22 protein-coding genes are annotated in these 24,027 nt (G+C 51.4%); 8 read left to right on the forward strand and 14 right to left on the reverse strand.

All coding sequences use genetic code 11. The features are described 5' to 3' along the window. Window positions 1-123: 123 nt before the first annotated feature. Both EBB_RS04610 and EBB_RS04615 read right to left on the reverse strand, forming a co-directional pair. A complete protein-coding gene (locus tag EBB_RS04610) occupies window positions 124-558 on the reverse strand; it encodes a hypothetical protein (RefSeq protein WP_192392674.1) in 435 nt (144 codons plus the stop codon). A 173-nt stretch (window positions 559-731) separates the two neighbouring features. Beyond that, on the reverse strand, window positions 732-2,294 hold the full coding sequence (locus EBB_RS04615) for a bifunctional aminoglycoside phosphotransferase/ATP-binding protein (RefSeq protein WP_192392675.1): 1,563 nt from the start codon (window positions 2,292-2,294) through the stop codon (window positions 732-734). Window positions 2,295-2,609: 315 nt separating this feature from the next. On the opposite strand from EBB_RS04615, the gene EBB_RS04620 reads away from it, so the two are divergent. The 6 genes from EBB_RS04620 to EBB_RS04645 all read left to right on the forward strand — a co-directional run bounded on the left by EBB_RS04620 (window position 2,610) and on the right by EBB_RS04645 (window position 9,872). Further along, complete coding sequence (locus tag EBB_RS04620) at window positions 2,610-3,437, forward strand: undecaprenyl-diphosphate phosphatase (protein ID WP_033158221.1); 828 nt, start codon at window positions 2,610-2,612, stop codon at window positions 3,435-3,437. A gap of 61 nt (window positions 3,438-3,498) precedes the next feature. Next, window positions 3,499-4,482, forward strand: a complete 984-nt coding sequence (locus EBB_RS04625) for a calcium/sodium antiporter (RefSeq protein ID WP_192392676.1) — start codon at window positions 3,499-3,501, stop codon at window positions 4,480-4,482. 2 nt (window positions 4,483-4,484) lie between these two features. Continuing rightward, a complete protein-coding gene (locus EBB_RS04630; RefSeq protein WP_192392677.1) occupies window positions 4,485-7,151 on the forward strand; it encodes an MMPL family transporter in 2,667 nt (888 codons plus the stop codon). Between the two features lie 115 nt (window positions 7,152-7,266). Next, window positions 7,267-8,115, forward strand: coding sequence for a flagellar motor stator protein MotA (gene motA, locus EBB_RS04635; protein WP_192392678.1), 849 nt, complete (start codon window positions 7,267-7,269; stop codon window positions 8,113-8,115). A 6-nt stretch (window positions 8,116-8,121) separates the two neighbouring features. Next, window positions 8,122-9,093, forward strand: a complete 972-nt coding sequence (gene motB, locus EBB_RS04640; protein ID WP_192392679.1) for a flagellar motor protein MotB — start codon at window positions 8,122-8,124, stop codon at window positions 9,091-9,093. Window positions 9,094-9,137: 44 nt separating this feature from the next. Beyond that, window positions 9,138-9,872, forward strand: coding sequence for a class I SAM-dependent methyltransferase (locus EBB_RS04645; protein WP_192392680.1), 735 nt, complete (start codon window positions 9,138-9,140; stop codon window positions 9,870-9,872). 2 nt (window positions 9,873-9,874) lie between these two features. Here EBB_RS04645 and EBB_RS04650 read toward each other — a convergent pair whose 3' ends face one another. The 12 genes from EBB_RS04650 to pyrF form a co-directional block, all read right to left on the reverse strand. Then, window positions 9,875-11,707 carry a polysaccharide biosynthesis protein gene (locus EBB_RS04650; RefSeq protein WP_192392681.1) on the reverse strand — a complete coding sequence of 611 codons (1,833 nt, stop codon included), beginning with the start codon at window positions 11,705-11,707 and terminating at the stop codon, window positions 9,875-9,877. Further along, window positions 11,704-12,735, reverse strand: a complete 1,032-nt coding sequence (locus EBB_RS04655; RefSeq protein WP_192392682.1) for an MraY family glycosyltransferase — start codon at window positions 12,733-12,735, stop codon at window positions 11,704-11,706. Before EBB_RS04655 ends, EBB_RS04650 begins: the two co-directional genes overlap by 4 nt. A gap of 7 nt (window positions 12,736-12,742) precedes the next feature. Continuing rightward, on the reverse strand, window positions 12,743-13,696 hold the full coding sequence (locus EBB_RS04660) for an NAD-dependent epimerase/dehydratase family protein (RefSeq protein ID WP_192392683.1): 954 nt from the start codon (window positions 13,694-13,696) through the stop codon (window positions 12,743-12,745). A 71-nt stretch (window positions 13,697-13,767) separates the two neighbouring features. After that, window positions 13,768-14,226 carry a DUF411 domain-containing protein gene (locus EBB_RS04665; RefSeq protein ID WP_192392684.1) on the reverse strand — a complete coding sequence of 153 codons (459 nt, stop codon included), beginning with the start codon at window positions 14,224-14,226 and terminating at the stop codon, window positions 13,768-13,770. Between the two features lie 10 nt (window positions 14,227-14,236). Further along, a complete protein-coding gene (locus tag EBB_RS04670) occupies window positions 14,237-14,656 on the reverse strand; it encodes a secondary thiamine-phosphate synthase enzyme YjbQ (protein ID WP_192392685.1) in 420 nt (139 codons plus the stop codon). Between the two features lie 8 nt (window positions 14,657-14,664). Continuing rightward, complete coding sequence (gene hemE / locus EBB_RS04675; protein WP_192392686.1) at window positions 14,665-15,729, reverse strand: uroporphyrinogen decarboxylase; 1,065 nt, start codon at window positions 15,727-15,729, stop codon at window positions 14,665-14,667. Between the two features lie 22 nt (window positions 15,730-15,751). After that, the gene (locus tag EBB_RS04680) at window positions 15,752-17,413 is read right to left on the reverse strand and encodes an AAA family ATPase (protein WP_192392687.1); all 1,662 of its coding nucleotides are present in this window, start codon (window positions 17,411-17,413) and stop codon (window positions 15,752-15,754) included. Then, window positions 17,403-18,485: a 3-dehydroquinate synthase gene (aroB, locus tag EBB_RS04685; protein ID WP_192392688.1), complete on the reverse strand. Its 1,083-nt coding sequence runs from the start codon at window positions 18,483-18,485 to the stop codon at window positions 17,403-17,405. Before aroB ends, EBB_RS04680 begins: the two co-directional genes overlap by 11 nt. Then, the gene (locus tag EBB_RS04690) at window positions 18,457-19,011 is read right to left on the reverse strand and encodes a shikimate kinase (protein WP_192392689.1); all 555 of its coding nucleotides are present in this window, start codon (window positions 19,009-19,011) and stop codon (window positions 18,457-18,459) included. The genes aroB and EBB_RS04690 overlap by 29 nt, the downstream gene beginning before the upstream one ends. Window positions 19,012-19,243: 232 nt before the next feature. Beyond that, on the reverse strand, window positions 19,244-19,468 hold the full coding sequence (locus EBB_RS04695) for a hypothetical protein (protein WP_192392690.1): 225 nt from the start codon (window positions 19,466-19,468) through the stop codon (window positions 19,244-19,246). A gap of 154 nt (window positions 19,469-19,622) precedes the next feature. Further along, window positions 19,623-19,970: an endonuclease domain-containing protein gene (locus EBB_RS04700; protein ID WP_192392691.1), complete on the reverse strand. Its 348-nt coding sequence runs from the start codon at window positions 19,968-19,970 to the stop codon at window positions 19,623-19,625. Between the two features lie 239 nt (window positions 19,971-20,209). After that, on the reverse strand, window positions 20,210-20,935 hold the full coding sequence (pyrF, locus tag EBB_RS04705; protein WP_192392692.1) for an orotidine-5'-phosphate decarboxylase: 726 nt from the start codon (window positions 20,933-20,935) through the stop codon (window positions 20,210-20,212). Window positions 20,936-21,233: 298 nt separating this feature from the next. On the opposite strand from pyrF, the gene EBB_RS04710 reads away from it, so the two are divergent. Together EBB_RS04710 and EBB_RS04715 are read left to right on the forward strand one after the other, a co-directional pair. Further along, the gene (locus tag EBB_RS04710; protein ID WP_225587239.1) at window positions 21,234-22,655 is read left to right on the forward strand and encodes an undecaprenyl-phosphate glucose phosphotransferase; all 1,422 of its coding nucleotides are present in this window, start codon (window positions 21,234-21,236) and stop codon (window positions 22,653-22,655) included. Between the two features lie 888 nt (window positions 22,656-23,543). After that, window positions 23,544-23,924 (forward strand): VanZ family protein, encoded by a 381-nt coding sequence (locus EBB_RS04715; protein WP_192392693.1) that lies wholly within the window; start codon window positions 23,544-23,546, stop codon window positions 23,922-23,924. The last annotated feature ends 103 nt before the right edge of the window (window positions 23,925-24,027 follow it).

The raw sequence follows: 24,027 nt of genomic DNA on the forward strand, positions 1-24,027 counted from the left end.
ACACAAGCCGCTTGCCAAAGATGTCTGCAGCAGAAAAAGTTATTAAACGGTGACGTGATTCAGAGCTGTTTTAGACAAACCCTCCGGTAGCCGGAGGGGATGTGCCCGCGAGATGACTGCGGCTTAATCGGTCAATCCGCTTACACCTTCGACGGACCAATTTTCGAAATCGCTGACGCCGGAGGTGTCGTCGCCTTTACTGTATTGAATCCGGCAAGCGTAGTGGCGCATCACGTTGGGGCTATCTTTGCCGCTGATTTCCACGTCGGCATTGACAATATATTCGTAGTTGCCGAGAGTCCAGGCGTTGGTCGGTTGGCTGGCAAATGACAGACTTTGATCTTCGTCGGCTTCGTTTTTGATGTAGGTGTTGCAGTGCGCGAAAGCCAGTGCGGTCATGTCGGTATTAATGGACATAGGATTGGCCGCGTCCTTGCTTTCCACCAAAAATAAATCAGAAGCGGCGATGTCGTACATAAACGGCAGGAAAAACTTAATCTGAATGGCTAGCAGGCCTGCCAGACAGACGGCAAATATTATAATTTTCTTTTTATTCATGGCTCAAATGGTGGTTTTTATTGGTTTAATTATCTAGCGATCACCCGCGATTCTAACAAAGATCGCGGACGGTAGGAAATGCCAACCCTCGCCGGCTAATTTACCGTGAATTTAATATTGTCCAAGCGCGCGGTTTTACTGCGTCGTTTTCGGCAATGCCGGTCTAGCTTGGTTTATCCCATTGTTCGCGCTAGCGCGCGCCAAGCTGCTTGTTGATCGATTCCATCCAGGCCATCGCTATCGTTGGTCAATACTAAGTTATGTGGCAGCTCCTCGGTTTGCAATGCTTCGGCGCCGGCCTTGGCTTTGTCCGACACGCTCAAGTCGGCTTCCGACGCGTCGCCGCCTTGTTCTTGTCTACGCTGTATACGTTGCCGCAACACCTTATCCTTGGCCTGTATCGAAAGAATGACGAAAGGAATTCCCAGGCTTTGTGCCAGTAACTGGAACGGGCGGCGTTGGGTGTGTTTCAAAAATGCGGCGTCGACAATAATCGGGAACCCATTATTAAGTAGGGCTTGTGTCAGGCTTAACAAATGTTGGTAGGTTTTTTGGCTGGCTTGTGGATGGTATATACCGTTATCGATTGCCGAACCGCTTTTTTGCAGGGCGTCTAAACCAAACAACCGTTTTCTCTCGACATCCGAACGCAAGCGGATCAGCTGATGTTTTTCAATTAGTATTTGCGATACCGTGCTTTTACCGCAACCAGGCAGACCGTGGGTCAGAATCAATGCCGGTTTGCGCGGGCTTAAACTGCTGTCGGCCAAACTTAAATAACTTAGGCATTCTTGTCTAGCCGATTCTGCGCCGGTTTGCGCGAACCTAATGCCGGCAATTTTCGCGCGCACCGCAGCCCGGTAACTTAGATAAAAACGCATCACGCCGAGGCCGGCGTAATCCCCGCTGATTTGCAAATAGCCATTCAAAAACCGGTATGCCAGATCGGCGCGCCCGCGATGGAGCAAGTCCATGATCAGGAATGCCGCATCGCTAATCGTGTCTATCCAGCGCAATTCCGGCGAAAACTCGATACCGTCGAATGCGACCGGCCGACCTCTTAACAACACGATATTGCCCAGATGTAGGTCGCCATGACATTCACGAATAAAACCGGCTTGTTGCCGCTGCATAAACATGTTTTCGGCCGCTAAAAATGCTTGCCGACAGTTATCTTGCATTGGCTTGATCAATGCGGCATCTTCGGGTTTCATCAGCTCAAGCAATTGCTGAAAATTTTGCCGGGCCGGCGCTTCAATAGTGGCCGGAGAGCCGTAGTTCGAGTCCGGACTCGCCGGTGCCAAGCCCATATGAAACCGGGCGATGGTGTCGGCCAGGCTGTCAATATGCGCTGGCGTAATTTCCTGATGGGTCAGTAAAGTATCCAACAGCTTACCGGCAGCAAAGCGGCGCATTTTTACCGCATATTCAAACGCCGGCTCCACGTTGATTCGGGGTTGCTTGGGGCTTCCGCCAATGGCCTCCACCTGCAAATAAATACTGGGTGCCAGACGCCGATTCAAGCGAATTTCTTCCTGGCAGTAAAAGTGGCGCTGGCTAAGTTGGCTGAAATCCAGAAAGCCCAGATCGACCGGTTTTTTAATCTTGTAAGCGTAGCGGCCGGCCAGTAACACCCAGGAAATATGGGTTTCCAGCACGGTGACCCGTTTGACCGGATGCGGGAAACAGGCCGGATCGCAAAGAGCGGTTATCAGCGGTGGGTATGCATTTACCATGATTAAACACCTTCGCAGAGTGAGCGCGACTGACTGCGTAATGGCAGTTTCAGCGTTACCGGCGATTCTGGCAGATCGGCAAGTGCTATGCAAAGCACGCCTTAACCTAAATTGCTGCCAGGCATGTCTGTCATAAATACCAGGATTTGCCGTGCCTTACAGGGTAAAGTTACGTAATGGTTGAGATTTCGACTATAATCCCGCCCCGCTTATATGGCTTTTTCATAGGCTTACCAAATTCGACTGGTTTACATCAACTTCATCGACATGCTGATTTCGACCCTGGTACCTGACTGGTACGGAGCCTGATAAAAAATGGACATTACCCTCATCATTAAATCCCTGATACTCGGCGTAGTTGAAGGATTAACCGAATTTCTCCCTATTTCCAGCACTGGCCACTTAATTCTAGCCGGCGATTTGCTGAATTTTAACGACGACAAGGCCAAGCTGTTTACCATCGTCATTCAGGTCGGCGCGATCCTGGCGATTTGCTGGGAATACCGGGCCAAGATCGGCTCGGTATTGAGTGGCTTGACCAGCGACAGGCAGGCGCAAAAATTTGTGTTGAATCTGGCGATTGCGTTTATGCCGCTGGCGACGCTGGGCTTGTTGTTTGGCAAACATATCAAGGCCGCGCTGTTCAAGCCTGTGCCGGTAGCCTTGGCGTTTATCATCGGTGCGTTCGTGATTATCTGGGCGGAAAAGCGCGAGCACAAAATCCGGGTCGATAATGTTGACGATCTCAGCCCGCTGGATGCCTTGAAATTGGGTATTGCCCAAGCTTTTGCCTTGATCCCCGGCACGTCCCGTTCCGGCGCGACCATTATCGGCGGCTTGTTGTTCGGTTTGTCGCGTAAGGCGTCTACCGAGTTTTCTTTCTTTTTGGCGATTCCCACCTTGGTAGTCGCCAGTCTGTACGACTTATACAAGCACCGCGACTTACTGCATATCGAAAGCGATGCGCTGTCGTTCGCGGTCGGTTTAGTCGCGGCTTTTATCAGTGCCTTGCTGGCGGTTAAAGGTTTGCTGCGTTACATCAGCCATCACGATTTCATCATTTTTGCTTGGTATCGAATTGTGTTTGGCGTGGTGGTGATTGCCAGTGCTTACAGCGGTCTGGTGCAGTGGACGGTGGATTAGCATTCGGCGTCACGTAGGGCAGTATTTCGGTTTTTTGATCTTTAAAATTTAAGGGTAGGTTATGGCTTTGCCACTATTGATGATAGTCATCGGTCTGATTGTGTTGGTTTGGAGTGCCGATATTTTTGTCGAAGGAGCTGCGGCGATAGCGCGTTTTCTGGGCATGTCGCCGTTGTTAATTGGGATGGTGGTGATCGGTTTCGGCACGTCTGCGCCGGAATTGACGGTGTCCGCCTTGTCTGCCTGGCAAGGTAATCCGGGGATAGCGCTGGGTAATGCCTACGGGTCTAATATCACCAATATCGCCTTGATTCTCGGTGCCGTGGCGCTGATTAGTCCCATCGTAGTGCATTCGCAAATCATCAAAAAAGAGCTGCCCGTGTTGTTTGGGGTGACGATATTTGCACTCGGCCAAGTATATGACGGTGATCTGTCAAGGGTGGACGCAGTTTTGGAACTGGCGGTGTTCGTTGGGGTGATGACCTGGATGATCCGCCAAGGCTTAAGCAAAACGGCCGAGACAACTGATGTATTAGGCGCGGAGATGGCCGAAGAGTTGGAGGAGCAGTCTATGTCTTTCGCTCAATCAGTGATTTGGCTGATCAGCGGATTGCTGTTGTTGGTGATCAGTTCCAGATTGTTGGTGTGGGGTGCGGTAACCATTGCCAAGGACTTGGGCGTCAGCGATTTGGTGATCGGCTTAACCATCGTCGCCATCGGTACCTCCTTGCCTGAGTTGGCATCGTCGATTGCCGCCGCCCGCAAAGGCGAGCACGATCTGGCCTTGGGCAATATCATCGGCTCCAATTTATTCAACACGCTGGCTGTAGTCGGTTTGGCTGGGGTCATTCACCCGATGTCGATTCCATTGGAAATCGTTAATCGCGATTGGCCGTTGATGGCCTTGTTAACGGTGTCGCTGTTCTTTTTGGGATACGCCAGGAAGGGTGAGCAAGGCCGGATCAATCGGGTCGAAGGCGGTATTTTATTGGCGGTATATGCCAGTTACACCGTGTACTTGATTAACACCGTCGTGAGCGCTTAAGCATGTCCTTGGAAAAACGTTTGGGAAATATCGCCTTTCGTTGGGGCAACTGGCTGCTGTATTCGCCGGGATTAGTGTTACTTGCCTCGATAATCTTGGCTTATCTTGCGGTTCAGTACACCGGCAATCATCTGACCGTCAACACCGATACGGCGGAACTGATCGCGCCGGAAGCACCGTTTCAGCAAAACCGCCGCAAATTCGAGCAGCAGTTCGGCCAGGAAGTCCATACCTTGCTGCTGGTGATAGAGTCTTCCAGTCCGGAATTGACCAAGGCCGCCGCCCAGCGCTTAAGCCGGGAACTCAGAGCCGATACCGAACATTTCACCAAGGTCTATCGGCCGGATGAAAATGCGTTTTTCCAGCGCAACGGTCTGCTGTATCTGGATACCGATAAGTTGCAGGATTTTTCGGTGACACTGGCGCAAGCCCAGCCGTTTATCGGCCGAATCTCCCAAGATCCCAGCTTGAACGGTTTTTTCTCGATTTTCGAAGACGCGCTGAATGCGGAAACCAAAACCGAAGAAGTACCCATCGATCTGATGTCGCTGATCGACAAGGTCAGCAACTCGCTGCATAAGACGCTGAACGGCGAAACCGACCTGCTGTCCTGGCAAAAACTGATTGCCGAAAACAAGATCAGCGAAGAGCAATCGGACAAAGCGTTTATATTCGTCACGCCGAAATTTGATTACACGCAGATTTTGCCGGTAGAGCCGGCTATCAATGTCATCCGTCACGCCGCCGACAAAATTCAAGATCCCAACCTGCCGGCCGTCAAAGTCTGGGTGACCGGCGAAGTCGGTTTGGAACACGATGAAATGGCTGGCATGAGTGAGGGTACCTTTACCGCCAGCATTTTTTCCATCGTGTTGGTTTGCGGCATTTTGTTGGTGGCTTACCGTTCCTGGCTGTTGATGCTGGCTACCTTGCTGACATTGGCTTTGGGCATGGTGTTTTGCGGTTTGTTTGCCTCCGTGGCGGTTAAACAGCTGAATCTGATTTCGGTGGCCTTCGCGGTGTCCAATATCGGTTTGGGCGTAGAGTATGCGATCCATTTTTGCCTGCGTTATCGCGACAATTTGGATCTCTACGGCAGCGACAAGGGCAAGGCGATTCGTTCGGCCCTATTGGCGACCAGTCCGTCTTTAATTCTGTGCGCCGGTACCACCTCCATCGGTTTGTATGCCTTTATTCCCACCGATTACCAAGGTATTTCCGAGTTGGGTTTGCTGGCCGGTACCAGCTTGTTCATTTGCCTATTCATTACGTTGACCGTGCTGCCGGTGCTGCTTAAGGTGTTGCCGAATCCGCCCGTGCATCAATTGCATGGTGAACAACCCGGCGAATCGAAGTTTACCCACGTGCTGGCGCACTTTACCTTGCACTATGCCAAACCGATTTCCTTGTTGACTTTGCTTGGCGCGGTCGTTGCCGTGTACTTTGTGTTTCAGGTGCAAACCGATTTCAACCCGTTAAATCTGCGCGATCCGCATACCGAGTCGGTGATTGCCTTCAAGGACTTGATGAAGGAGCGCGAAACTTCGCCGATGACTTTGACTGTGTTGGTGAAAAACGAAGACGAAGCCAGAGCTGCGCAGAAAAAGCTGGAGAGTCTGAAAACCGTGGATAAAACCGTCAGCTTGTTCGACTTTGTGCCTGACGATCAAGAAAGCAAATTGGGTATCATCGACGATATGGTGCTGACGCTGGGTCCGCAGAGCCAGTTTTTCCCGCAATTGAAAACCGGTACTGATCCGTTGCCGGCCATCAAGCGGATGATCGCCGCGATAGACAACAATCTGCCGAAAAAAACCAATCCGGCGGACATCAAATCCCTGCAAACCTTTAAACAGCAGTTGCAAGACGTGATGGTGGAATTGGAAGCCAGATTCCAGCCTGACCGTGGCGTATTTATCGAAAAAATTCAAACCTCGCTGCTCGGCACTTTGCCTACTGTCATGAACCAGCTTCTGATCGGTTTCCATGCCGAGGAAATTGTACCGACCAGTATCCCGGCGGAAATCAAGGAACGCTGGTTGAGTAAAGACGGTTTATACCGTATTCAGATTTTTCCCAAGGAAGATTTGAACGATCTCGGTAATTTGCAGACTTTTATCACCGATGTGCAGGCGGTCGCGCCAAACGCCACCGATTTGCCGGTGATGTATTGGGAATCCATGAAAGCGGTGATTGGCGCCTTCCAGGAAGCCATCATCATTGCATTAGTGGCGATAGCCTTGCTGTTGATGTTCATACGCCGCAGTATCGTCGATACGCTGTTGGTGATGACGCCGCTGGTATTGGCCGGCTTGTTCACGATGGCGACCACCGTGTTTACCGGCACGCCGATCAACTTTGCTAATATTATTGCCCTGCCTTTATTAATGGGGCTGGGTGTCGATAACGGTATCCATATGGTTGAAAAACTGCATCATTCGCTGTCGGAGGATCAGAATATTTATCAATCCAGTACCGCGCGCGGCATGTTCTACGGCGCGTTGACCACCATCTCCAGCTTTGTTGGTTTGGCATTTTCCCCGCATCAGGGCATCTCCAGCATGGGCTTGGTCATCACTATCGGCATTTTCTGGATCATGACTTGTACTTTTGTGGTGCTGCCGGCTATCAGCAAGCTGGTTTTAAAAAAAACTGAACATTTAGCCTGAGAGTTTGAAAACCATAGCCTAGACTTATCCGGCAACTTACATGGCGGCCGGTAAAACGAGTGAATCCAGGGTAAGTTTGGAATTTATAATTAACTTTTAGTTTTTAGAGGCAACCATGTTTGTAATCATTGGTTATGTGATCATTTTGGGCTGCGTATTGGGTGGCTTCATGATGGCCGGTGGCCACTTGGGCGTACTTTGGCAACCGGTGGAGGTGCTGATCATCGTCGGTGCCGCCTTTGGTTCCTTTTTAGCTAGTAACTCCTTAGCCAACAGCAAGGCTGCCATGGCTGGCGGTACTGCCACATTGAAAGGCAGCACTTACACCAAGGAATACTATATGGAACTGCTGATGAGCTTTAACGCGCTCAGTCAGAAGGCCCGCAAGGAAGGTTTATTATCCCTGGAAAAAGTGGTGGATGATCCGGAAGGCAGCTCGATTTTCGGTGAAAAAATCGTCCACGATCACCATCTGATGGAATTCATTTGCGACAAACTCAGGCTGATCCTGACGGGTGTCGATGTTAACCAGCTTGAAGACATCATGGACGCGGAAATCGAAGTGCACCATGCCGAAGGCAATGAGCCAATCAAGGCCGTGCAAAAAGTTGGTGACGGCATGCCGGCTTTCGGTATCGTCGCGGCGGTAATGGGGGTGGTACATACGATGGAATCGGTGGGGATTCCGCCGGCGGAGTTGGGCAAACTGATCGCGGCGGCGCTGGTCGGTACCTTCCTGGGTATTTTGGTGTCTTACGGCTTTATCGGCCCCGTGGCGTCGGTGATGGAAGCGCGCCTGGAAGAAGAAAGTAATGCTTACAAATGCACCCAAAAAGGCCTGCTGAACTGCGCGAAAGGCACGTCGCCGGCAATGACGGTGGAATTCATGCGTACCGCCATTCCGCATAATGCCAGACCGACCTTTACCGAGTTGGAAGAACAATTGAAAGCCGGCAAAGGATAAGCAGAGATGGCCGAACAACCCATAATCATCAAAAAAATCAAGAAAGGCGGTCACGGCGGCCACCACGGTGGGGCTTGGAAAATCGCCTATGCCGACTTCGTGACGGCGATGATGGCCTTCTTTTTGTTGATGTGGCTGCTCGGTTCCACCGATGAAAAAACTAAAAAAGGCATTTCAGAATATTTCCAGAACCCCTTCGGCGTCGCGATTACCAATAGTAGCGGCGAAGGGACCGGCGACCGCACCAGCATCATTCAGGCCGGCGGTCAGGATTTGAAGTCGCAAGAGGAGGGCCAAGTGCATCAGGGGGAAAATACCCCGGCCGAACCAACCCCCGAGGATATCGAAAAACTGGCGGAAGAGCAGGAAAAGCTCAAGCTGGAAAAGTTGCAGGAAAAAATCGAGGACATGCTGAAAGCCAACGACAAGTTGGCGGAATATAAAGATCAGATCAAGCTGGAAACCACGCCGGAAGGTTTGAAAATCCAGATTATCGATGCGCAAAACCGGCCTATGTTCAAGCTGGCGAGTTCCGGTATCGAAACCTATGCGCAAGCCATCCTGCGCGAATTGGCGCCGGTGATCAACGAATTACCGAATAAAGTCACCATCAACGGCCATACCGACGCATTGCCGTTTCCCAGCAATCGCACCGGCTATTCTAACTGGGAGTTATCCAGCGACCGGGCCAATGTGGCTCGCCGCGAATTAAACCAAGGTGGACTCAGCGAAGACAAGGTGCTGCGCGTGGTCGGCTTGGCATCGAGTATTCCGTACAAGGGCGACGTGCCTAACGATCCAATGAATCGGCGGATTTCCATCGTGGTAATGAATAAAAAAACCGAAAATCAGGTGCTGCACGATGGCGCCGAAGATAAGCCCGGCAGCAGCGATAGCTCTGTTCCCGGTCTGCCGGCCATGTCGCCAACGATTCAGCAAAATACCAAAATCAGCGGGGCGGACGGCGCGGCCCATTAGCTTGGCGCGGTTAACAGTCGGCTGACAAACCCGGTAAGGATCTGATGCAGATATTCAAGGCGCTGCTCAGCCAGCTACTAGCCTGCGTCGCAGTGCTGGGACTACGCACCACATTCTTCCTCTCGATTAGCGTTTGGCAAACTGTCGCCATTCAGGCCTGCTTGGCCGCACTGTTCTCTCGCGGTTTTCACCAGCCTTATTGGTGGCTACCGATTCATTTGCTATTTTTGCCTACCGTATTACTCGGTCTGAGCTGGCAAGTACCTGCTTGGTTGTATCTGCTGATATTGCTGCTGCTAACTTTGTTATTTTGGGGGACGGTGAAAGGCGATGTGCCGTTGTTCTTATCGTCTTCCGCCGTCAGCCAGGCGCTGATCGAAATAGTAAGCCGCGAACAGGCGAAATCGTTCGTCGATATTGGCGCCGGTCTGGCCACGGTTGTGGTGCCGCTTGCAAAAGCCCGGCAGGATATGGCTGTAGTGGCCTTGGAGCGGGCGCCGCTGCCCTGGCTGCTGGCGACATGGCGTTGCCGCAATCTGGCTAATGTCCGGGTCGGCAGATCCAGTTTTTGGGAGCAGGATTTACGCGAGTTCGATGTGGTATTCGCCTTCTTGTCGCCACTGGTGATGGCAAAAATAGGTGAAAAAATTCGGCGGGAAATGCGTTGCGGTTGCTTGTTTGTCTCGTCCTCTTTTCCGATACCGAACAGCCAGCCCGAGTCGGTACTTGAACTGAACGATAGCCGGAAAACTAAGCTGTATTGCTATCGGATAGACTAGTTTTAGGCGTGCGTATTATTAAACTCGGGGACCAACTGCTTTAAACCGGCCAACAGCTGTTGGTTATCGTAGCTCCGGCATACCTTCTGCAGGCCTTCAATTTGTTTAGCCCATTCCACGGAGTCGTAGAGTCGGGCTTTGGCCAGGCGCAATTTCACATGGCTGGTGGCCATTAATTGTTCCTGATCGTGGAATAATTCTTCGTAGAGTTTTTCGCCGGGCCGCAAGCCGACAATCTTGATCTCTATGTCCTTATTCGGGACCTTGCCGCTCAGCCGGATCATCTGTTCGGCCAGATAAGTAATTTTGACTGGTTCGCCCATATCCAGCACAAACACTTCGCCGCCCTGGCCTATGGTTTCCGCTTGCATGATGAGCTGGCAGGCTTCCGGAATCGTCATGAAGTAGCGGGTAATATCCGGATGCGTCACCGTGATAGGGCCGCCGGCCTTGATTTGCTCTCTGAACAGCGGCACCACACTGCCGGCCGAATCGAGCACGTTGCCGAAACGTACGGTGGTGAAGCGGGTGTTGCCGGTCTGATTCAGGTTTTGGCACAGGATTTCCGCTGCCCGCTTGGTCGCACCCATCACGTTGGTGGGGTTGACGGCTTTATCGGTGGAAATTAACACAAAACGGGCCACGCCGGCGGCAATAGCCGCTTCCGCCAGTATCTTGGTGCCAATCAGGTTGTTATGCACCGCTTCGCGGATCTGATTTTCCAGCAAGGGCACATGTTTATAAGCGGCGGCGTGAAACACGATTTCCGGTTTTTGCCCGGCAATTAATTGCTGCACCGCAACGGGATCGGCGACATCGCCCAGTACGGCTTGGTGCGATAACTCCGGAAACAGCCGATTCAAGTCGGCATTGATTTTGTACAAATTAAATTCGCATTGGTCGAACACGATCAGCTTGCGCGGCTGGGCTCTGGCCAATTGCTTGCAAAGCTCGGAACCTATCGAACCACCGCCGCCTGTCACCAAAATGACTTTGTCGTGCAGATGGTTTTTTATGCCGGGCCAATCCAGCTTCACCGGCGTGCGACCCAGAATATCTTCGATCGACACGCTGCGTAGATTGGCGGTGGTGACCGCGCCGCTCAGCAGTTCTTTAACCGACGGCAGGGTCTGAAAATCCACCGAGCAATTTTCGCAGATTTCCACGATCCGGCGCATTTGCTGGTCGCTGGCCGACGGCACGGCAATCAGCACCGTTTCGATATTCCAGCGTTCGATTAACTCGGGAATTTGCTCGACCGTGCCGGCGACGCGGATGCCGCGAATTTCGCGTTTGTATTTGCCATGGTTGTCGTCGACGAACACTATGGGCACATAATCGCTATCGACATTGGTCAATAAATCTCTCACCAGCATTTCGCCAGCGGAACCGGCGCCGACGATCAACGCGCGCTTACCGACGCGCTCCGCAAACGTCTGTTCCTTCCAAAAGCGATAAACTAGGCGCGGTATGCTGAGCAAGGAAAACAGGATCAGCACATACAACGGCACGACCGAACGCGGCACACCGTGCAGGCGGTCGTATAAAAACAAGGCGGAGGCAATAAAAAAAATCCCGGTCAACACGGCTTTGCCGATGCGGATCAGGTCGGGCAGTGAGGAAAACCGCCAAACGCCGCGGTACAAACCATACACCCAGAATAAACTGACCTGGATGGCTATGACCCAAGGCAGGAACAATAAGGCCGAATAAAAAAATTCGTCCGGGATGTTTTGCAGATTAAAGCGTAGCCAGTAAGCGCCGAACCAAGCCAACGGGATCATTGCCAGATCGTGCAAAAAAATGGTGGTGCGGGAGCGGAATCTTAAAGTCACGAAATAACCCACTCGGATTGGCCGGCCTTAAACCGGTAAGCCAGATAGATTAGCGGCAGATAAGCCAAGGCAATGCCGGCCAGCGCATGGCTGGGATGCTTGAATATCCATAAAGAGATAGGCAACAGCCAACCGCAATTAATTGCCCAGGTTGCCAATAACACCGGCAAATGCCCGTAACGCTTGGCTGCACGCTGATAAGTATGCGAGCAATGCGCCGCGTACCATTTTTGTCCGCTAAACATTCTAACCGCCAAGGTATAGCTGGCATCCACGATAAACGCACCGAATAAAATCAGCCCGCAATACAGCAGTACGGCGACCTGTTGTGCGGCCAGTAAAATCAATAAACCCAGTAATAGACCGATAAAGCCGCTGCCGACATCGCCCATGAAGATTTTCGCTTTCGGCCAATTCCACAGCAAAAAGCCGCCACAAGCCGCCGCCAAACTCAAGGCAACCGCGCACAGGCTTTGGTCGATAAAAAACAGATAACCGGCCAATGCCGAAGAGACGAACAGTGCCTCTGACGCGGCAATGCCGTCGGTACCGTCCATGAAATTGAACAGGTTTAAGACCCACACCAAAAACAGCGCACCTAAGGGATAGCCCAACCAGCCTGGATTGATGCTTAAGCGCCCGAAGAGGGCGTCGAATGGGGCGGGGATCAATAAAACCGGGAGATTGCTCATTAATTCCAGAGCGATGATCGCCGCCAATAAATGCGTCAAAAATCGCCAGCGCGCGGCCACTTCGCCGTGATCGTCGCAAAAGCCGATCACCGCTACCAATAGTGTGGCGCTCAGTAAGGCCAAGAAACTACCGGTTAATTGACCAGTAAACAATAGCCAGAGAACGGCCGCAAAAAATGCCAGCACGATAGCCAAGCCGCCGCCCCGCGGGGTTGGCACGCTGTGTGAACTGCGTTGGTTGGGAATGTCCAGCACCTTGTAAGTTAAGGCGTAACGGCGAATCAGGCCGGTCAATACGGCGGCGAGCAGCAAGGTAACAGTAAAAAGCAATAGCACGCTGGATTTAACTTAGATGGCGAATAATATCGGGCAGGGCTTTCCAGAGAGTTTGGCGAGGTTGAAAACCCAATTCGCGGCCGATTTTAGCAGACGAATACCACGCCGAACCGGTTAATTTTTCCAGACTATCGCTGTCGATAGGAAAGCGTCGCCCCGTCAGCCGGCCAAAGCTATCGCCTAATTTGGCCAAGCTGGTTAACAACGGCATCGGTATCGACCAGGCAACAGGCTGCTTGCCGAAAGCGGCTCTGATCGCGTCGTAAATCTGCCGGGTGGAATAACTTTGTTGATCCGTGACGATATAAACCTGCCCGGCTGCTGCGGGATTGTCGGCCGCCAGCAATGCCGCGGCAACCATATCCGTTACATGCACCATGGAGCGTTGGTTACCGGACTCTGACAATGGTGGAAATATTCCACTCCGGACGGCTTTGATCATCCTCGGCAAGTTACCTTTCTCGGAAGCGCCGTAGACCATGCTGGGTCGTAACACCACCGGATGTGGAACATAACCGCCGTTTAATACCAGTTGCTCTGCTTCGTATTTGGACAAACCGTAGGGATCTGAGGCCGGGTCGTTAACCACTTCATCCATCGGTTGTTGGCTAGCCTGGCTGACGGCTTTGACGCTGCTGAAGAACACAAAGGCTTTCACTCCAGCCTGTTGTGCGGCTTCCAGTAGTTTGCGCGTGCCTTCGGTGTTGATTTGCCGGTATTCGGCTGCATCCTGCCGATTTTCCGCCAAGGCGTGGGCTTTGCCGGCCAGATGAAATATTACGTCTATGCCGGCGCACAGCTCAGCGGGGTACGCTCCCGGTTCAGCCAAATCCAAGGCGATGTTGTCCTCACCATATCCGGCGCGACTACACGTTCTGACTGCATAACCCTGATTTACCAAGGCCTGGCATAGGTGCGCGCCGATAAAACCGCTGGCACCGGTGACGAGGGCCTTGGTCATGCTATAAGTTGCCGAAAAGACATAATGGTTGGCAGCTATTTAAACAGACGGCTGAGATTACGTAAGCGGAGCTATTGCTTGCTGCCATGCTCTGCAAACACTTCATACTTACCTTCTTTATCGAAGGACACCACTTTATACGCATCTTGTTGCCCGCCCATTTCCATGCCGGGGCTGCCCATCGGCATGCCCGGCGCGGCGATGCCGGCGATGTCGGATTTGCTTTGCAAGAGTGTCTGAATGTCGGCAGCAGGCACATGGCCTTCGATAACGTGGCTGTCCACGATAGCGGTGTGGCAGGACGCCAGCTTCTCAGGTACGCCGAAACGGGCTTTGATAGTTTCCATGTCGTCGCTAACCACGTCGTTGATTTTAAAACCGTTTTGTTTGGCATGTTCCAGCCATTTGCCGCAACAGCCGCAAGTGGGGCTGCGATAGACTGTCATTTCCAGCGGCTTGCCGGCTTCTTCCGCGGACAGGCTTTGGCTGCAAGCCGCCAGTAATAAAACGATTAGTTTTGCTGCTCTCATAAATACCTCTTTATTCGCCGTGTAGCGTTACGATGATAGTGCGATTGCCGGCATGATTGCGATGCTCGCATAAATAAATGCCTTGCCAAATCCCCAAGGCCAATTGGCCGTCGCTGATCGGAATACTTAGCGAGCTGCCCAATATAACGGTCTTGATATGGGCGGGCATATCGTCCGGCCCTTCGAGTGTATGCCGGTAGTATGGTTCATTTTCCGCTACCGCCCGGGAGAAATAACTTTCCAGGTCCCGGCGCACATCCGCATCCGCATTTTCGTTGATGGCCAGCGATGCCGAGGTGTGTTGCAAAAACACGTGGGCCAGGCCAATTTCAATTTTATCCAGTTCGGTTAGCTGACCGACGATTTCGCGCGTGATCAAATGAAAGCCACGCGGCTTGGTGGGCAGTTGGATGCGCTTTTGGACCCACATCGTGCTGGCTATCGATGATATTGCGGACTCAATTCCCGCACGGCATCAACCATCGCCTTGACGTGGTCTGGATTAATGTCGGGCAAAATGCCGTGTCCCAGATTGAATACATGCCCCGAGCCATTACCAAAGCCTTCCAGCACTTTTCCTACTTTCTCGCGAATGACTTCCGGTTGGGCGTACAAAGTAATCGGGTCCATATTGCCCTGCAAAGCGACCCGGTCGCCTACGCGGGCGCGGGCCTGACCAATGTCGGTTTGCCAGTCCAGGCCCAGCGCGTCATAGCCGGTATCCGCCATCGTTTCCAGCCATAGGCCGCCGCCCTTGGTAAACAAAATGGTGGGGATTTGCTGGCCGTCGCGACGAGTATTTAAAAGTTCGCGCACTTGCTGTGCATAGCGCAACGAAAACTCCAGGTAATCGTCGTGGCTGAGCATGCCGCCCCAGGTATCGAACACCATCACCGCATCAGCGCCGGCGGCAATTTGCGCATTCAAATAAGTGGCTACCGACTGAGCCAGCTTATCCAGCATTTGATGCATCAGTTGCGGTTGTTCGAACATCAGGCTTTTCACTTTTTGAAAACTTTTGCTGCTTTTGCCTTCCACCATATAAGTCGCCAGCGTCCAGGGACTGCCGGAAAAGCCGATCAAGGGCACCCGGCCGTGCAGATTGGTTTTGATCAAGCGCACGGCGTCGATCACATAACGCAATTCGGTTTCCGGATCGGGAATTGGCAGTTTGGCAATATCGGCGGCGGTTCTGACCGGGTTGGCGAATTGCGGGCCTTCGCCTTCGGCAAACGAGAGACCTAAGCCCATGGCGTCGGGGATAGTCAAAATATCGGAAAACAAGATGGCCGCGTCGAAGTTAAAACGCTCCAGCGGTTGCAGCGTCACTTCGCAGGCCAATTCCGGGTTGGTACAAAGTTGCATGAAGCTGCCGGCCTTGGTGCGTACTTCCCGGTACTCGGGTAAATAACGTCCGGCTTGGCGCATCATCCAGACGGGGGTGCGGTCGACGGGCTGTCTTAACAGGGCTTTTAAGAATAAATCGTTTTGTAAGTTGGTCATTCGTTTCGATTGGGGGTGAGAATCAGCGGCGGCTTTCTTTTTGTACGGCCCGGAAGCGTTTTTCCATGGCCTGCTTAAACTCGCCGGGCATCATGGCTTTAAGCTGTATCGCTTCGGCAGCTGTTTGAAAAGAGCCGTAAATTACCACGTATTTTTCCAGCTCGCCTTGTTTGATCGGGTAAAACTTCAGGCCGTCGCGGTAATCGGCGTATTTTTTTTGAAAACGCAGTGCCGCATCTTTAGTGGACAGCACCATGACTTGCAGCGTGAAATTACCGGCCGGTTGCGCCATGATCCAGTCCTGATCGCTGCCTTCGAAGGCGGGTTTGGCGGGTTTGTGTTCGACGGGTTTAGTCGGGGTTGGTACAGCAACGGGCGCTATCTGTTCGGCCGGCACTGAGTTGGCTGGCGACGGTGTTTCAGCTTGCTGCTCGGGCTTGGCTTGCCCAGGGCTTGGAGCTGTTGCGAGCGCCGTCTGTTTGTCGGTAGCGATGATCTGGGTTGTTGGCTGCGTATTTATGGCCTCAGACGACGGTTTGCTCGGTGATTTCGGGCTCGGTGTTGTTGAATTATTTATCGATTCGGCTTCGGTTGAGCGGAGCTGAGCTTGGTCGGTCGCTTCGACTTCGATCAGCGAACGCTTTGATTCGATCGGCGCACGGCTTGATTCCACTGTATTGTTCGCCGGGCTGAGGGCGGTAGACACGATTGTCGGCGACGGTTCCGGCGCTTTGGGTTCGGTTGGCGGCGCAATCTGCGGCGGTGCCAGGACGGTTTCGACTACCGGTGTGGGTGTTGGCTGCGGAGCGGTTGTGTTTACGGTGCCAGCTTTGCCGATACTTTCGCTTGGAACGGCTATAGGCAGTTTGCCGGCGATTTGCCCGGTGACAAGATCCGGCGGTAATAAAGATTTCAGCGCGTAGCCGGCACCGGCCAGCACACCGGCGATGGCCAGCCATAAGCCCAGTTTGCTGCGTTTATGGCTTTGGGAATGAGCGAATTTAGGCAATTGCGCGAGTATTTTACCGGGGATGCCGTTACTGGCGCGGTATAAATCTTCGATCAGGCTGTCGCTGATGGCGTTAAACGAGACCATCGCGCCCGGTTGCGCCGACAGGTTTTGCAAATATTCGCCACATTGTTTTTTGCTGAGTGGCGGCAGTTCGATGAAATGGCATTCCTCCACCAATTTGTCGGTACCGCTTTTGATGTGGAATTGATCGTGATTCATCGCCAACACCAAGCGCAAGCCCGGTAGCGAATCGGCAAATTCGATCAGCATCGTCATCAGGCCGGGCACCAAATTGCCGGCGTCGTCGATCAGCAGCACTACTTTTTGCCTGGCGCATTTGTCGCGCAGTGCGCTCAGATCGAAAGCTGAGGCTTTGGCGATATTCAGGCCGCGCAACAAATCGTTGATCAGGCTTTCGAAGCTGGAGTCTGGTGAAGCCGAAAGTAACACGACCTCCCACATATCCTTGCGATTTTGCCGGACAGTTTCCAATAAGGTGGTTTTACCGATGCCTTCCGGGCCGCAGACAATCAGCGATTGCTGCAAATTAGCCAGCAAATGCAGCAGCAAATCCAGTTTCTGCGAGCGCTCCAGCGTAATCAAGGTCCGTTCGGCGTTGTTGACCACCGAGCGCTTTTGGTAACTATAGGTCAGGTCGTCGTTATCCAGCATAGCCGTTCAAAGTTGCCTGCAATTGCGCCAGATCGACGTTGACGGGGAGAGAGGCTTTGCCGACCGCTTCCAGCAAAATGACCCGAATTTTGCCGTCGATATTTTTTTTATCGACCGCCATCAAATCCACATACTGCTCGGTTGTCATATCCTTGGGAGGGGTGACGGGCAAGCTGGCGGCTTTGAATACCGCAACGATGCGTTCGAAGTCGGCATCGTTAAGCCAGCCCAGCCGCCGCGATAAATCGGCGGCAAAGCAGGTACCGATTGCCACGGCCTCACCGTGCAGGTAGTGGCCGTAGCCGCTGCCGGTTTCGATGGCATGTCCAAAGGTGTGGCCCAAGTTTAAAGTGGCGCGTATACCGGATTCAAACTCGTCTTCACCAACCACTTCGGCTTTATTGAGGCAGGAACGCTCGATGGCATAAGCCAAGGCGTCTTTGTCGCGCGCCAGTAATTTCGGCATATTCGCTTCCAGCCATTGCAAAAAGGCCAGGTCGCGAATCAGACCGTATTTGATGACTTCTGCCAAACCGGCCGACAGCTGTCTGTCGTCCAGGGTATCGAGCACATCGGCGTCGGCAATCACGCATTGGGGCTGGTAAAACGCGCCGATCATGTTTTTGCCCAGCGGATGGTTCACGCCGGTTTTGCCGCCGACGGAGGAATCGACTTGGGCCAATAATGTGGTGGGAATCTGGATGAAGGTAATGCCGCGTTGGTAACAGGCTGCCGCAAAGCCGCCCATATCGCCGATCACGCCGCCGCCCAAGGCAATCAAGGTGGCATTGCGGCTAAATTTTTTGGCAAGCAATTGATCGAAGACTTTTTCCAAATATTGGAGCGTTTTGTATTGCTCACCGTCCGGCAAGATCACGGTTTCGACTTGATAATCGCCTAGTGCCTTCTGCAATTGGACTAGATAAAGCGGGGCGATAGTCTCGTTAGTGACGATCAATACCTGCTTGGAGCGAATATGTTTGGTCAACAATTCCGTTTGCGCCAACAAGCCGGCGCCAATGTAAATCGGGTAACTTCTGTCGTTATTTAGTGCAACTTGCAATTCTTTCATGATCTTCTAAAGCAGCCTGATATTGCTGCAAAATGGTTTTAACCACGGTTTTAGTGGGTAGTACGCCGGAGTCGATTTTAAAATCGGCACATTCCGTATACAGAGGGTCGCGTTGCGCCAACAAGGTTTGCAGGCGTTGTCTGGGGTTGTCGGTACGCAACAGTGGGCGTTGGGTATCGTGTTTGGTGCGATGCAGGATTTTGTCGATAGAGCAATGCAAATAGACGACGAAGCCGTTTTCCTTGATTGCCGCCCGATTCTCCGGCATTAGCACTGCACCGCCGCCGGTGGCCATCACTATGCCTTGCAATGCCGATAAATGCCTAATTACGGTTTGCTCGCGCATCCGGAAGCCGTCTTCACCCTCGTAGGAAAATATAGTGGGAATATCGACACCCGTGCATTCCTCAATGACTCTATCGCTATCGTAGAACGGCCATTGCAAAGCTTTAGCAAGCTGTTTGCCTATGGTGGTTTTACCCACGCCCATTAGGCCGATCAAATAGATGTTTGCCGCTGGTTTCATTGCATTGGCTGGTTGCGCGCATTAAAAACCGGAGCATTATGCCCACTTTTTGCAGGGAGTTAAATTTTAGATGCCGAACACCCGCTTTTGGGCGGCTCAACAAATACCCACTTCCTCCGAGGGAGGGCCTGCAGTTAATTGATTTTATTCTCCTCACCCCAACCCTCTCCAGCAGGAGAGGGGGGCATTCCCTTTACTTACGGGGTAAGGTTAGGATGCAGCGTCATTAAGTTTAGGGAAACATTCCCTTCCCCAGCAGGAGAAGGTTAGCGGGAATAAATACGGCAAAAGATTTATTTGATACCCTCATCCCAATCTTCTCCCGGAGGGAGAAGGGGTTGGCCGTTTTTAACTTAATGGTATTGGGTTTGGGTGAAGGGCGGCAGTTAATTGATTTTTTCTTCTCACCGCAACCCTCGGCAATTACTCCCAGCGTTGCCCTATCTCCTGCATCCATGCAGTCGTCCAGCAGGAGAGGGGGTGAATTGACTTTATTACTTCTCCAGGCCAAAGCGAGTAAGTTTGGAGCATCCCCTCTCCCTCCGGGAGAGGGCTAGGGTGAGGGGATCAACTATTTTAATTCCCTGATCCCAGTCTTCTTTAAGAGGGGGCTAGGTTTTTACAGGTTCTCTTAACTCAATCACAGCCAGACGAATTACTTCCATTACGGCAAGCCTGTTTTGTAAAACCTCATGATTCCAAAATCGCAGCACCCGATACCCCAGCCGCTGTAAATAATGGCTTCTGTTTTGATCGTATTCTTGTTGCTCGGCATGCTGCCCGCCATCAACTTCAATTACCAACTTGGGTTCCAGGCAAACAAAATCAACGATGAATGGGCCGATAACCTGCTGTCTACGAAATTTACAGCCCAACAATTGCCGATTCCTCAGCTGTTGCCAAATCACTCGTTCTGCGTCGGTTTGATTTTTGCGTAATGAACGGGCCAAATCTTTCATTGCAAAAGCCTTTTTTGGATTCCCTCACCCCTGCCCTCTCCCGGGGGGAGAGGGAGTTATATTTCCGAGCTAGATGAGGCGATCCTAATTTAGTCTAGCTAACAAAAATACCGGTATTCCCCCTCTCCCCTTGGGAGAGGGCTGGGGTGAGGGGAGTTAAAAGCCCCGGCAAATTTAATTTTTTGCCCTTCAAGCAAAAATACCGAGAATAAAATTCCAGAAAGCTTTAGCGCAAATACTCAACCAAACTGCGCTGCAATCTGTGCCTGAATTTTTTCCGCCATGGCTTTACGGTCAGCCGCGTCGCGGATAGGCCTGCCCACTACTATGTAATCCGCGCCGTTTTGAATCGCTTGCTCGACACTGACCGCGCGTTTTTGATCATCGTCTTCGCGGTTATCCACCGGCCGGATGCCGGGAGTAATCACCAACAACTTTTCGCCCAACTGCTCCCGAATCATGGCCACTTCCATGCCCGATGAAACAATGCCGTCGCAACCGATTTGTAAGGCTCTTTTAGCGCGGGACAACACCAGCTCGCGCACATCGCATTGAAAGCCCAAGTCGTCCAAGTCTCCGCGATCCAGGCTGGTTAATGCGGTGACTGCCAGCACTTTTAAGTCGCCTTTCGCAGCTGCCGCTGCTTCCATAATGGAGTCGTTGCCGTGGATAGTGGCCAGATCCACGCCTTTGTTACTCAGCGCTTTAATTGCCCTGTCCACCGTGGCTGGAATGTCGAAGAATTTAAGATCGACAAACACTTTTTTGTCGCGGGCCTTCAGCCATTCGATAAATCCGAAATAATCACCCGACATGAATAGCTCCATGCCCACTTTGTAAAAAATCACCGCTTCACCCAGTTCTTCGACCAAAGCTTGCGCTTCTGCAATGCTGGAAACATCCAGCGCCATGATCAGGCGTTCGCGGACGGGAATGGCTTTATTTGATATGAAAGATTCTGTCATAAGGATTATGAAATAGTCTGTTTACTGGGTTAAGGGTAGCGTTTTTATTGGTGAGCTTGGCAAGACCTGCTAAAGTGGTTTACAAGCAACGTTGATTTTTCAGTTGGTGTTTAAGTAACAATTGTTGCGCCTGCGATGACGCTAAGAAGCGGCATGCATGAAAAACTTGTAGGCACCGGACGGTTTACATGCCGCCGGGGTTTCATTAAGCTTTCATTAAGCTGAAATAATTTTGGCTTAAAGTCCTATAATCAGGCAGGCAAATGATGTACTCATTAAGCTAACCAGTATATTTGATATGAATCAGTTTCGCCCAAAAGGATTTATCAGGCCGCTACAGCCCGAATTGCAAAGCATTAAACGGGCAATGGATACCGCGTTGATTTTTATCACGCTATATATCTCTCTGCATATTTACGGCGAGACGTTTGATCGTGAATACCTAGGCTTATTCATTGTTTGCACGGTGTTGTTCGGTATATTTGCCGAGCACCAGGAAATCTATCACGGCTGGCGCGGCGACCCCCTGTTTGACGATGCCGTGCGGATATTGTTGTCGTGGATAGTGGCCTTTGCGCTGATTGCCAGCAGTTTTTTCGTGTTCGATTTTGGGTTTGAATACTCGCGGCAAGTATTGGAGCTTTGGCTGCCGCTGGCACCGCTCAGCATCATCATGCTGCACTCACTGCGCCGTTCGACATTGTCTTATTTGCGGATGCACGGGCTTAATACCCGAAACTACGCGATCTTGGGCGGCAATTCGCTCGGCAAACGCCTAAACGCCGCGTTGACTGAAATGCCGTGGCTGGGATACAGCTTTGTGGGGTTTTTCGACGACCGCATCGAGAACAAGCAGCGCAGGCAGGATGAAGACATGGTCGACGTCATCGTCGGCGACTTCAAAGAGCTGCTGGAAAGAGCGCAGCGCGGAGAAATCGATCATATCTACATCACCTTGCCCTTGCGTGCGGAAAAGCGAATTAACCAATTGATTCGAGAACTGGCTGACAGCACCGTGTCGGTCAACATTGTTCCGGACTTTTTTACCTTCAACCTGATGCAGTCCAAACTCAGCAGCGTAAAAGGTATTCCGGTGGTCAGCGTCTTCGATACGCCTTTAAATTCATCGCTGGATGGCTTCGCCAAACGCCTTGAGGATCTGTTGCTGTGTGCGATCATTTTGCCGATTATCGCTATCCCGATGTTGATTATCGCTATCGCCATCAAGATTACCTCGCCGGGGCCGGTCATTTTCAAGCAAATGCGTTACGGCGTTAAGGGCGAGCAGATCGAAGTTTGGAAATTTCGGTCGATGTCGGTGTGTGAAAATGGCGACAGCATCAAACAAGCCACCGCCAACGACAGCCGGGTGACGCCGCTAGGCAGCTTTTTGCGGCGTACCTCGTTAGATGAATTGCCGCAGTTTCTAAACGTACTGAGCGGCACCATGTCGGTGGTCGGCCCACGGCCCCATGCCGTGGCTCATAATGAATACTACCGCAAACAAATCCAAGGCTATATGCTGCGGCACAAAATGAAACCCGGCATCACCGGTTTGGCGCAAATCAGCGGTTGCAGAGGCGAAACCGAAACCATCGATAAAATGGAAAGACGGATTCATCACGACCTGGAATATATACGCCAGTGGTCAGTCATTTTAGATTTAAAGATTGTGATATTGACTATTTTTAAAGGGTTTGTAGGGCAGCAGGCTTATTGAGTAAAAGCTCCTCTCTTTTGAAGAAAAGAAAGCTATTAAGCTTAATCCTCACAGCTGGATGAAGCGAGGGATAATGCCTCTTAAGTCAAGTTCCCTCTCCTTGCGGGAGAGGGATGGGGTGAGAGGGATTAAACACGAAGCATTGATTAAGTCCTTCGACAGCCAGTGTACCCAAGGGGCGTAAAGACGAACAGTAGTTACAGATTCAGTTTGTGGTGACCTTGCCCAACTTCTTTGCCCTGAGGTTATGATCGGAACCAACTTGTAAATAATTTCCTAAGGCTAACCACACGTTTTGATTTCGTAAACCCAAATATTTAACGGACCTCTTAACAAGCTTGAAATTGTTCGGCTCTAGTACAGACGATAATAGCACTGGCGGAGACATAGATTTATAGGAACCTCTAGAAATCTCCTCTCCCTCCGGGAGAGGGTTAGGGTGAGGGGGGTAAATAAGTGATTTTAACCCCCTCATCCCAACCTTCCCCCAAATCAAGGAGAAGGAGGTTTTTTAATTTTTAGAGGTCCCGTTGTGTGTAAAAGGATTTAATCAAAATCTTGAAAAAAACCTTGGATGCCAAACTTTGCTTTCTGGTTAAAGCCAAACAGGCACTGGGCGAACAGCGATAAACCTAGTATTTCCTCTGGCATTAGGGCAAGAGCAACAGGGCTTTGCGGAACACACAGCTATTCCGTTATGCGTAAACAAGAAGGCATTGAATTTAAACTTGGGCCAGGACTACAGGAATGTTGGGTGCATCGACTAGATTGTATGCAGCATAACGATACTGCGGCATCTCGCGACACATATACCCATGCTCGCACAGAGCGTTTTGCATGTAGCGGACGCCGCAAATGCGCGGATTTTAACCCAAAATCAACAAGATAATGGCTCACCAAGAAAGCAATCGCAACCTAGCAATAGTGTTTATTGTGTCGAGTATCGTATGGATAGCGATACTATTTATCGAATCATCACAGCCTCCGGCTGCAATCATGGGGCAAGTGTCTGGCTTGGATAAAGTGGCGCATTTTCTAGCATTTGGTGTATTAGCCTTGCTAGTGTTTGGGGCTTCGTTTAATTTGCGTTTGGGGCGATATTTGCCAGGGTTTTTAATGCCGCTATTGATTGTGACAATTATTGGTGTCACCGATGAGCTATACCAGTTATCCAACCCTAGTCGTGCTTTCGAGTTATTAGATTTAGCGGCCGATATTAGTGGTGCTATTGTATTTTTATGTTTTTGTAAATTGTTCTTAAAAAGTTGAATGAGTAGTCATTTAACTTTTTCAAAATAGTTTTTATTGCAGGCTGGTTTTGGCTATTTGGTATCTTGTGCGTTTAAGCTGTTTTTTCATTAATATTTAGAAA

Source organism: Methylomonas fluvii (genome assembly GCF_014850975.1).
In the GTDB taxonomy this organism is placed as follows: domain Bacteria; phylum Pseudomonadota; class Gammaproteobacteria; order Methylococcales; family Methylomonadaceae; genus Methylomonas; species Methylomonas fluvii.

What these genes read in the sequence shown, in the direction of transcription:
- EBB_RS04700 (WP_192392691.1), bottom strand. Translation starts at nt 19,970, where the DNA reads ATGAAAGATTTGGCCCGTTCATTACGCAAAAATCAAACCGACGCAGAA.
- EBB_RS04665 (WP_192392684.1), bottom strand. Translation starts at nt 14,226, where the DNA reads ATGAGAGCAGCAAAACTAATCGTTTTATTACTGGCGGCTTGCAGCCAA.
- EBB_RS04715 (WP_192392693.1), top strand. Translation starts at nt 23,544, where the DNA reads ATGGCTCACCAAGAAAGCAATCGCAACCTAGCAATAGTGTTTATTGTG.
- EBB_RS04615 (WP_192392675.1), bottom strand. Translation starts at nt 2,294, where the DNA reads ATGGTAAATGCATACCCACCGCTGATAACCGCTCTTTGCGATCCGGCC.
- EBB_RS04630 (WP_192392677.1), top strand. Translation starts at nt 4,485, where the DNA reads ATGTCCTTGGAAAAACGTTTGGGAAATATCGCCTTTCGTTGGGGCAAC.
- motA (WP_192392678.1), top strand. Translation starts at nt 7,267, where the DNA reads ATGTTTGTAATCATTGGTTATGTGATCATTTTGGGCTGCGTATTGGGT.
- EBB_RS04695 (WP_192392690.1), bottom strand. Translation starts at nt 19,468, where the DNA reads ATGGATGCAGGAGATAGGGCAACGCTGGGAGTAATTGCCGAGGGTTGC.
- aroB (WP_192392688.1), bottom strand. Translation starts at nt 18,485, where the DNA reads ATGAAAGAATTGCAAGTTGCACTAAATAACGACAGAAGTTACCCGATT.
- EBB_RS04710 (WP_225587239.1), top strand. Translation starts at nt 21,234, where the DNA reads ATGAATCAGTTTCGCCCAAAAGGATTTATCAGGCCGCTACAGCCCGAA.
- EBB_RS04660 (WP_192392683.1), bottom strand. Translation starts at nt 13,696, where the DNA reads ATGACCAAGGCCCTCGTCACCGGTGCCAGCGGTTTTATCGGCGCGCAC.
- motB (WP_192392679.1), top strand. Translation starts at nt 8,122, where the DNA reads ATGGCCGAACAACCCATAATCATCAAAAAAATCAAGAAAGGCGGTCAC.
- EBB_RS04625 (WP_192392676.1), top strand. Translation starts at nt 3,499, where the DNA reads ATGGCTTTGCCACTATTGATGATAGTCATCGGTCTGATTGTGTTGGTT.
- hemE (WP_192392686.1), bottom strand. Translation starts at nt 15,729, where the DNA reads ATGACCAACTTACAAAACGATTTATTCTTAAAAGCCCTGTTAAGACAG.
- EBB_RS04670 (WP_192392685.1), bottom strand. Translation starts at nt 14,656, where the DNA reads ATGTGGGTCCAAAAGCGCATCCAACTGCCCACCAAGCCGCGTGGCTTT.
- EBB_RS04690 (WP_192392689.1), bottom strand. Translation starts at nt 19,011, where the DNA reads ATGAAACCAGCGGCAAACATCTATTTGATCGGCCTAATGGGCGTGGGT.
- EBB_RS04645 (WP_192392680.1), top strand. Translation starts at nt 9,138, where the DNA reads ATGCAGATATTCAAGGCGCTGCTCAGCCAGCTACTAGCCTGCGTCGCA.
- EBB_RS04610 (WP_192392674.1), bottom strand. Translation starts at nt 558, where the DNA reads ATGAATAAAAAGAAAATTATAATATTTGCCGTCTGTCTGGCAGGCCTG.
- EBB_RS04680 (WP_192392687.1), bottom strand. Translation starts at nt 17,413, where the DNA reads ATGCTGGATAACGACGACCTGACCTATAGTTACCAAAAGCGCTCGGTG.
- EBB_RS04620 (WP_033158221.1), top strand. Translation starts at nt 2,610, where the DNA reads ATGGACATTACCCTCATCATTAAATCCCTGATACTCGGCGTAGTTGAA.
- pyrF (WP_192392692.1), bottom strand. Translation starts at nt 20,935, where the DNA reads ATGACAGAATCTTTCATATCAAATAAAGCCATTCCCGTCCGCGAACGC.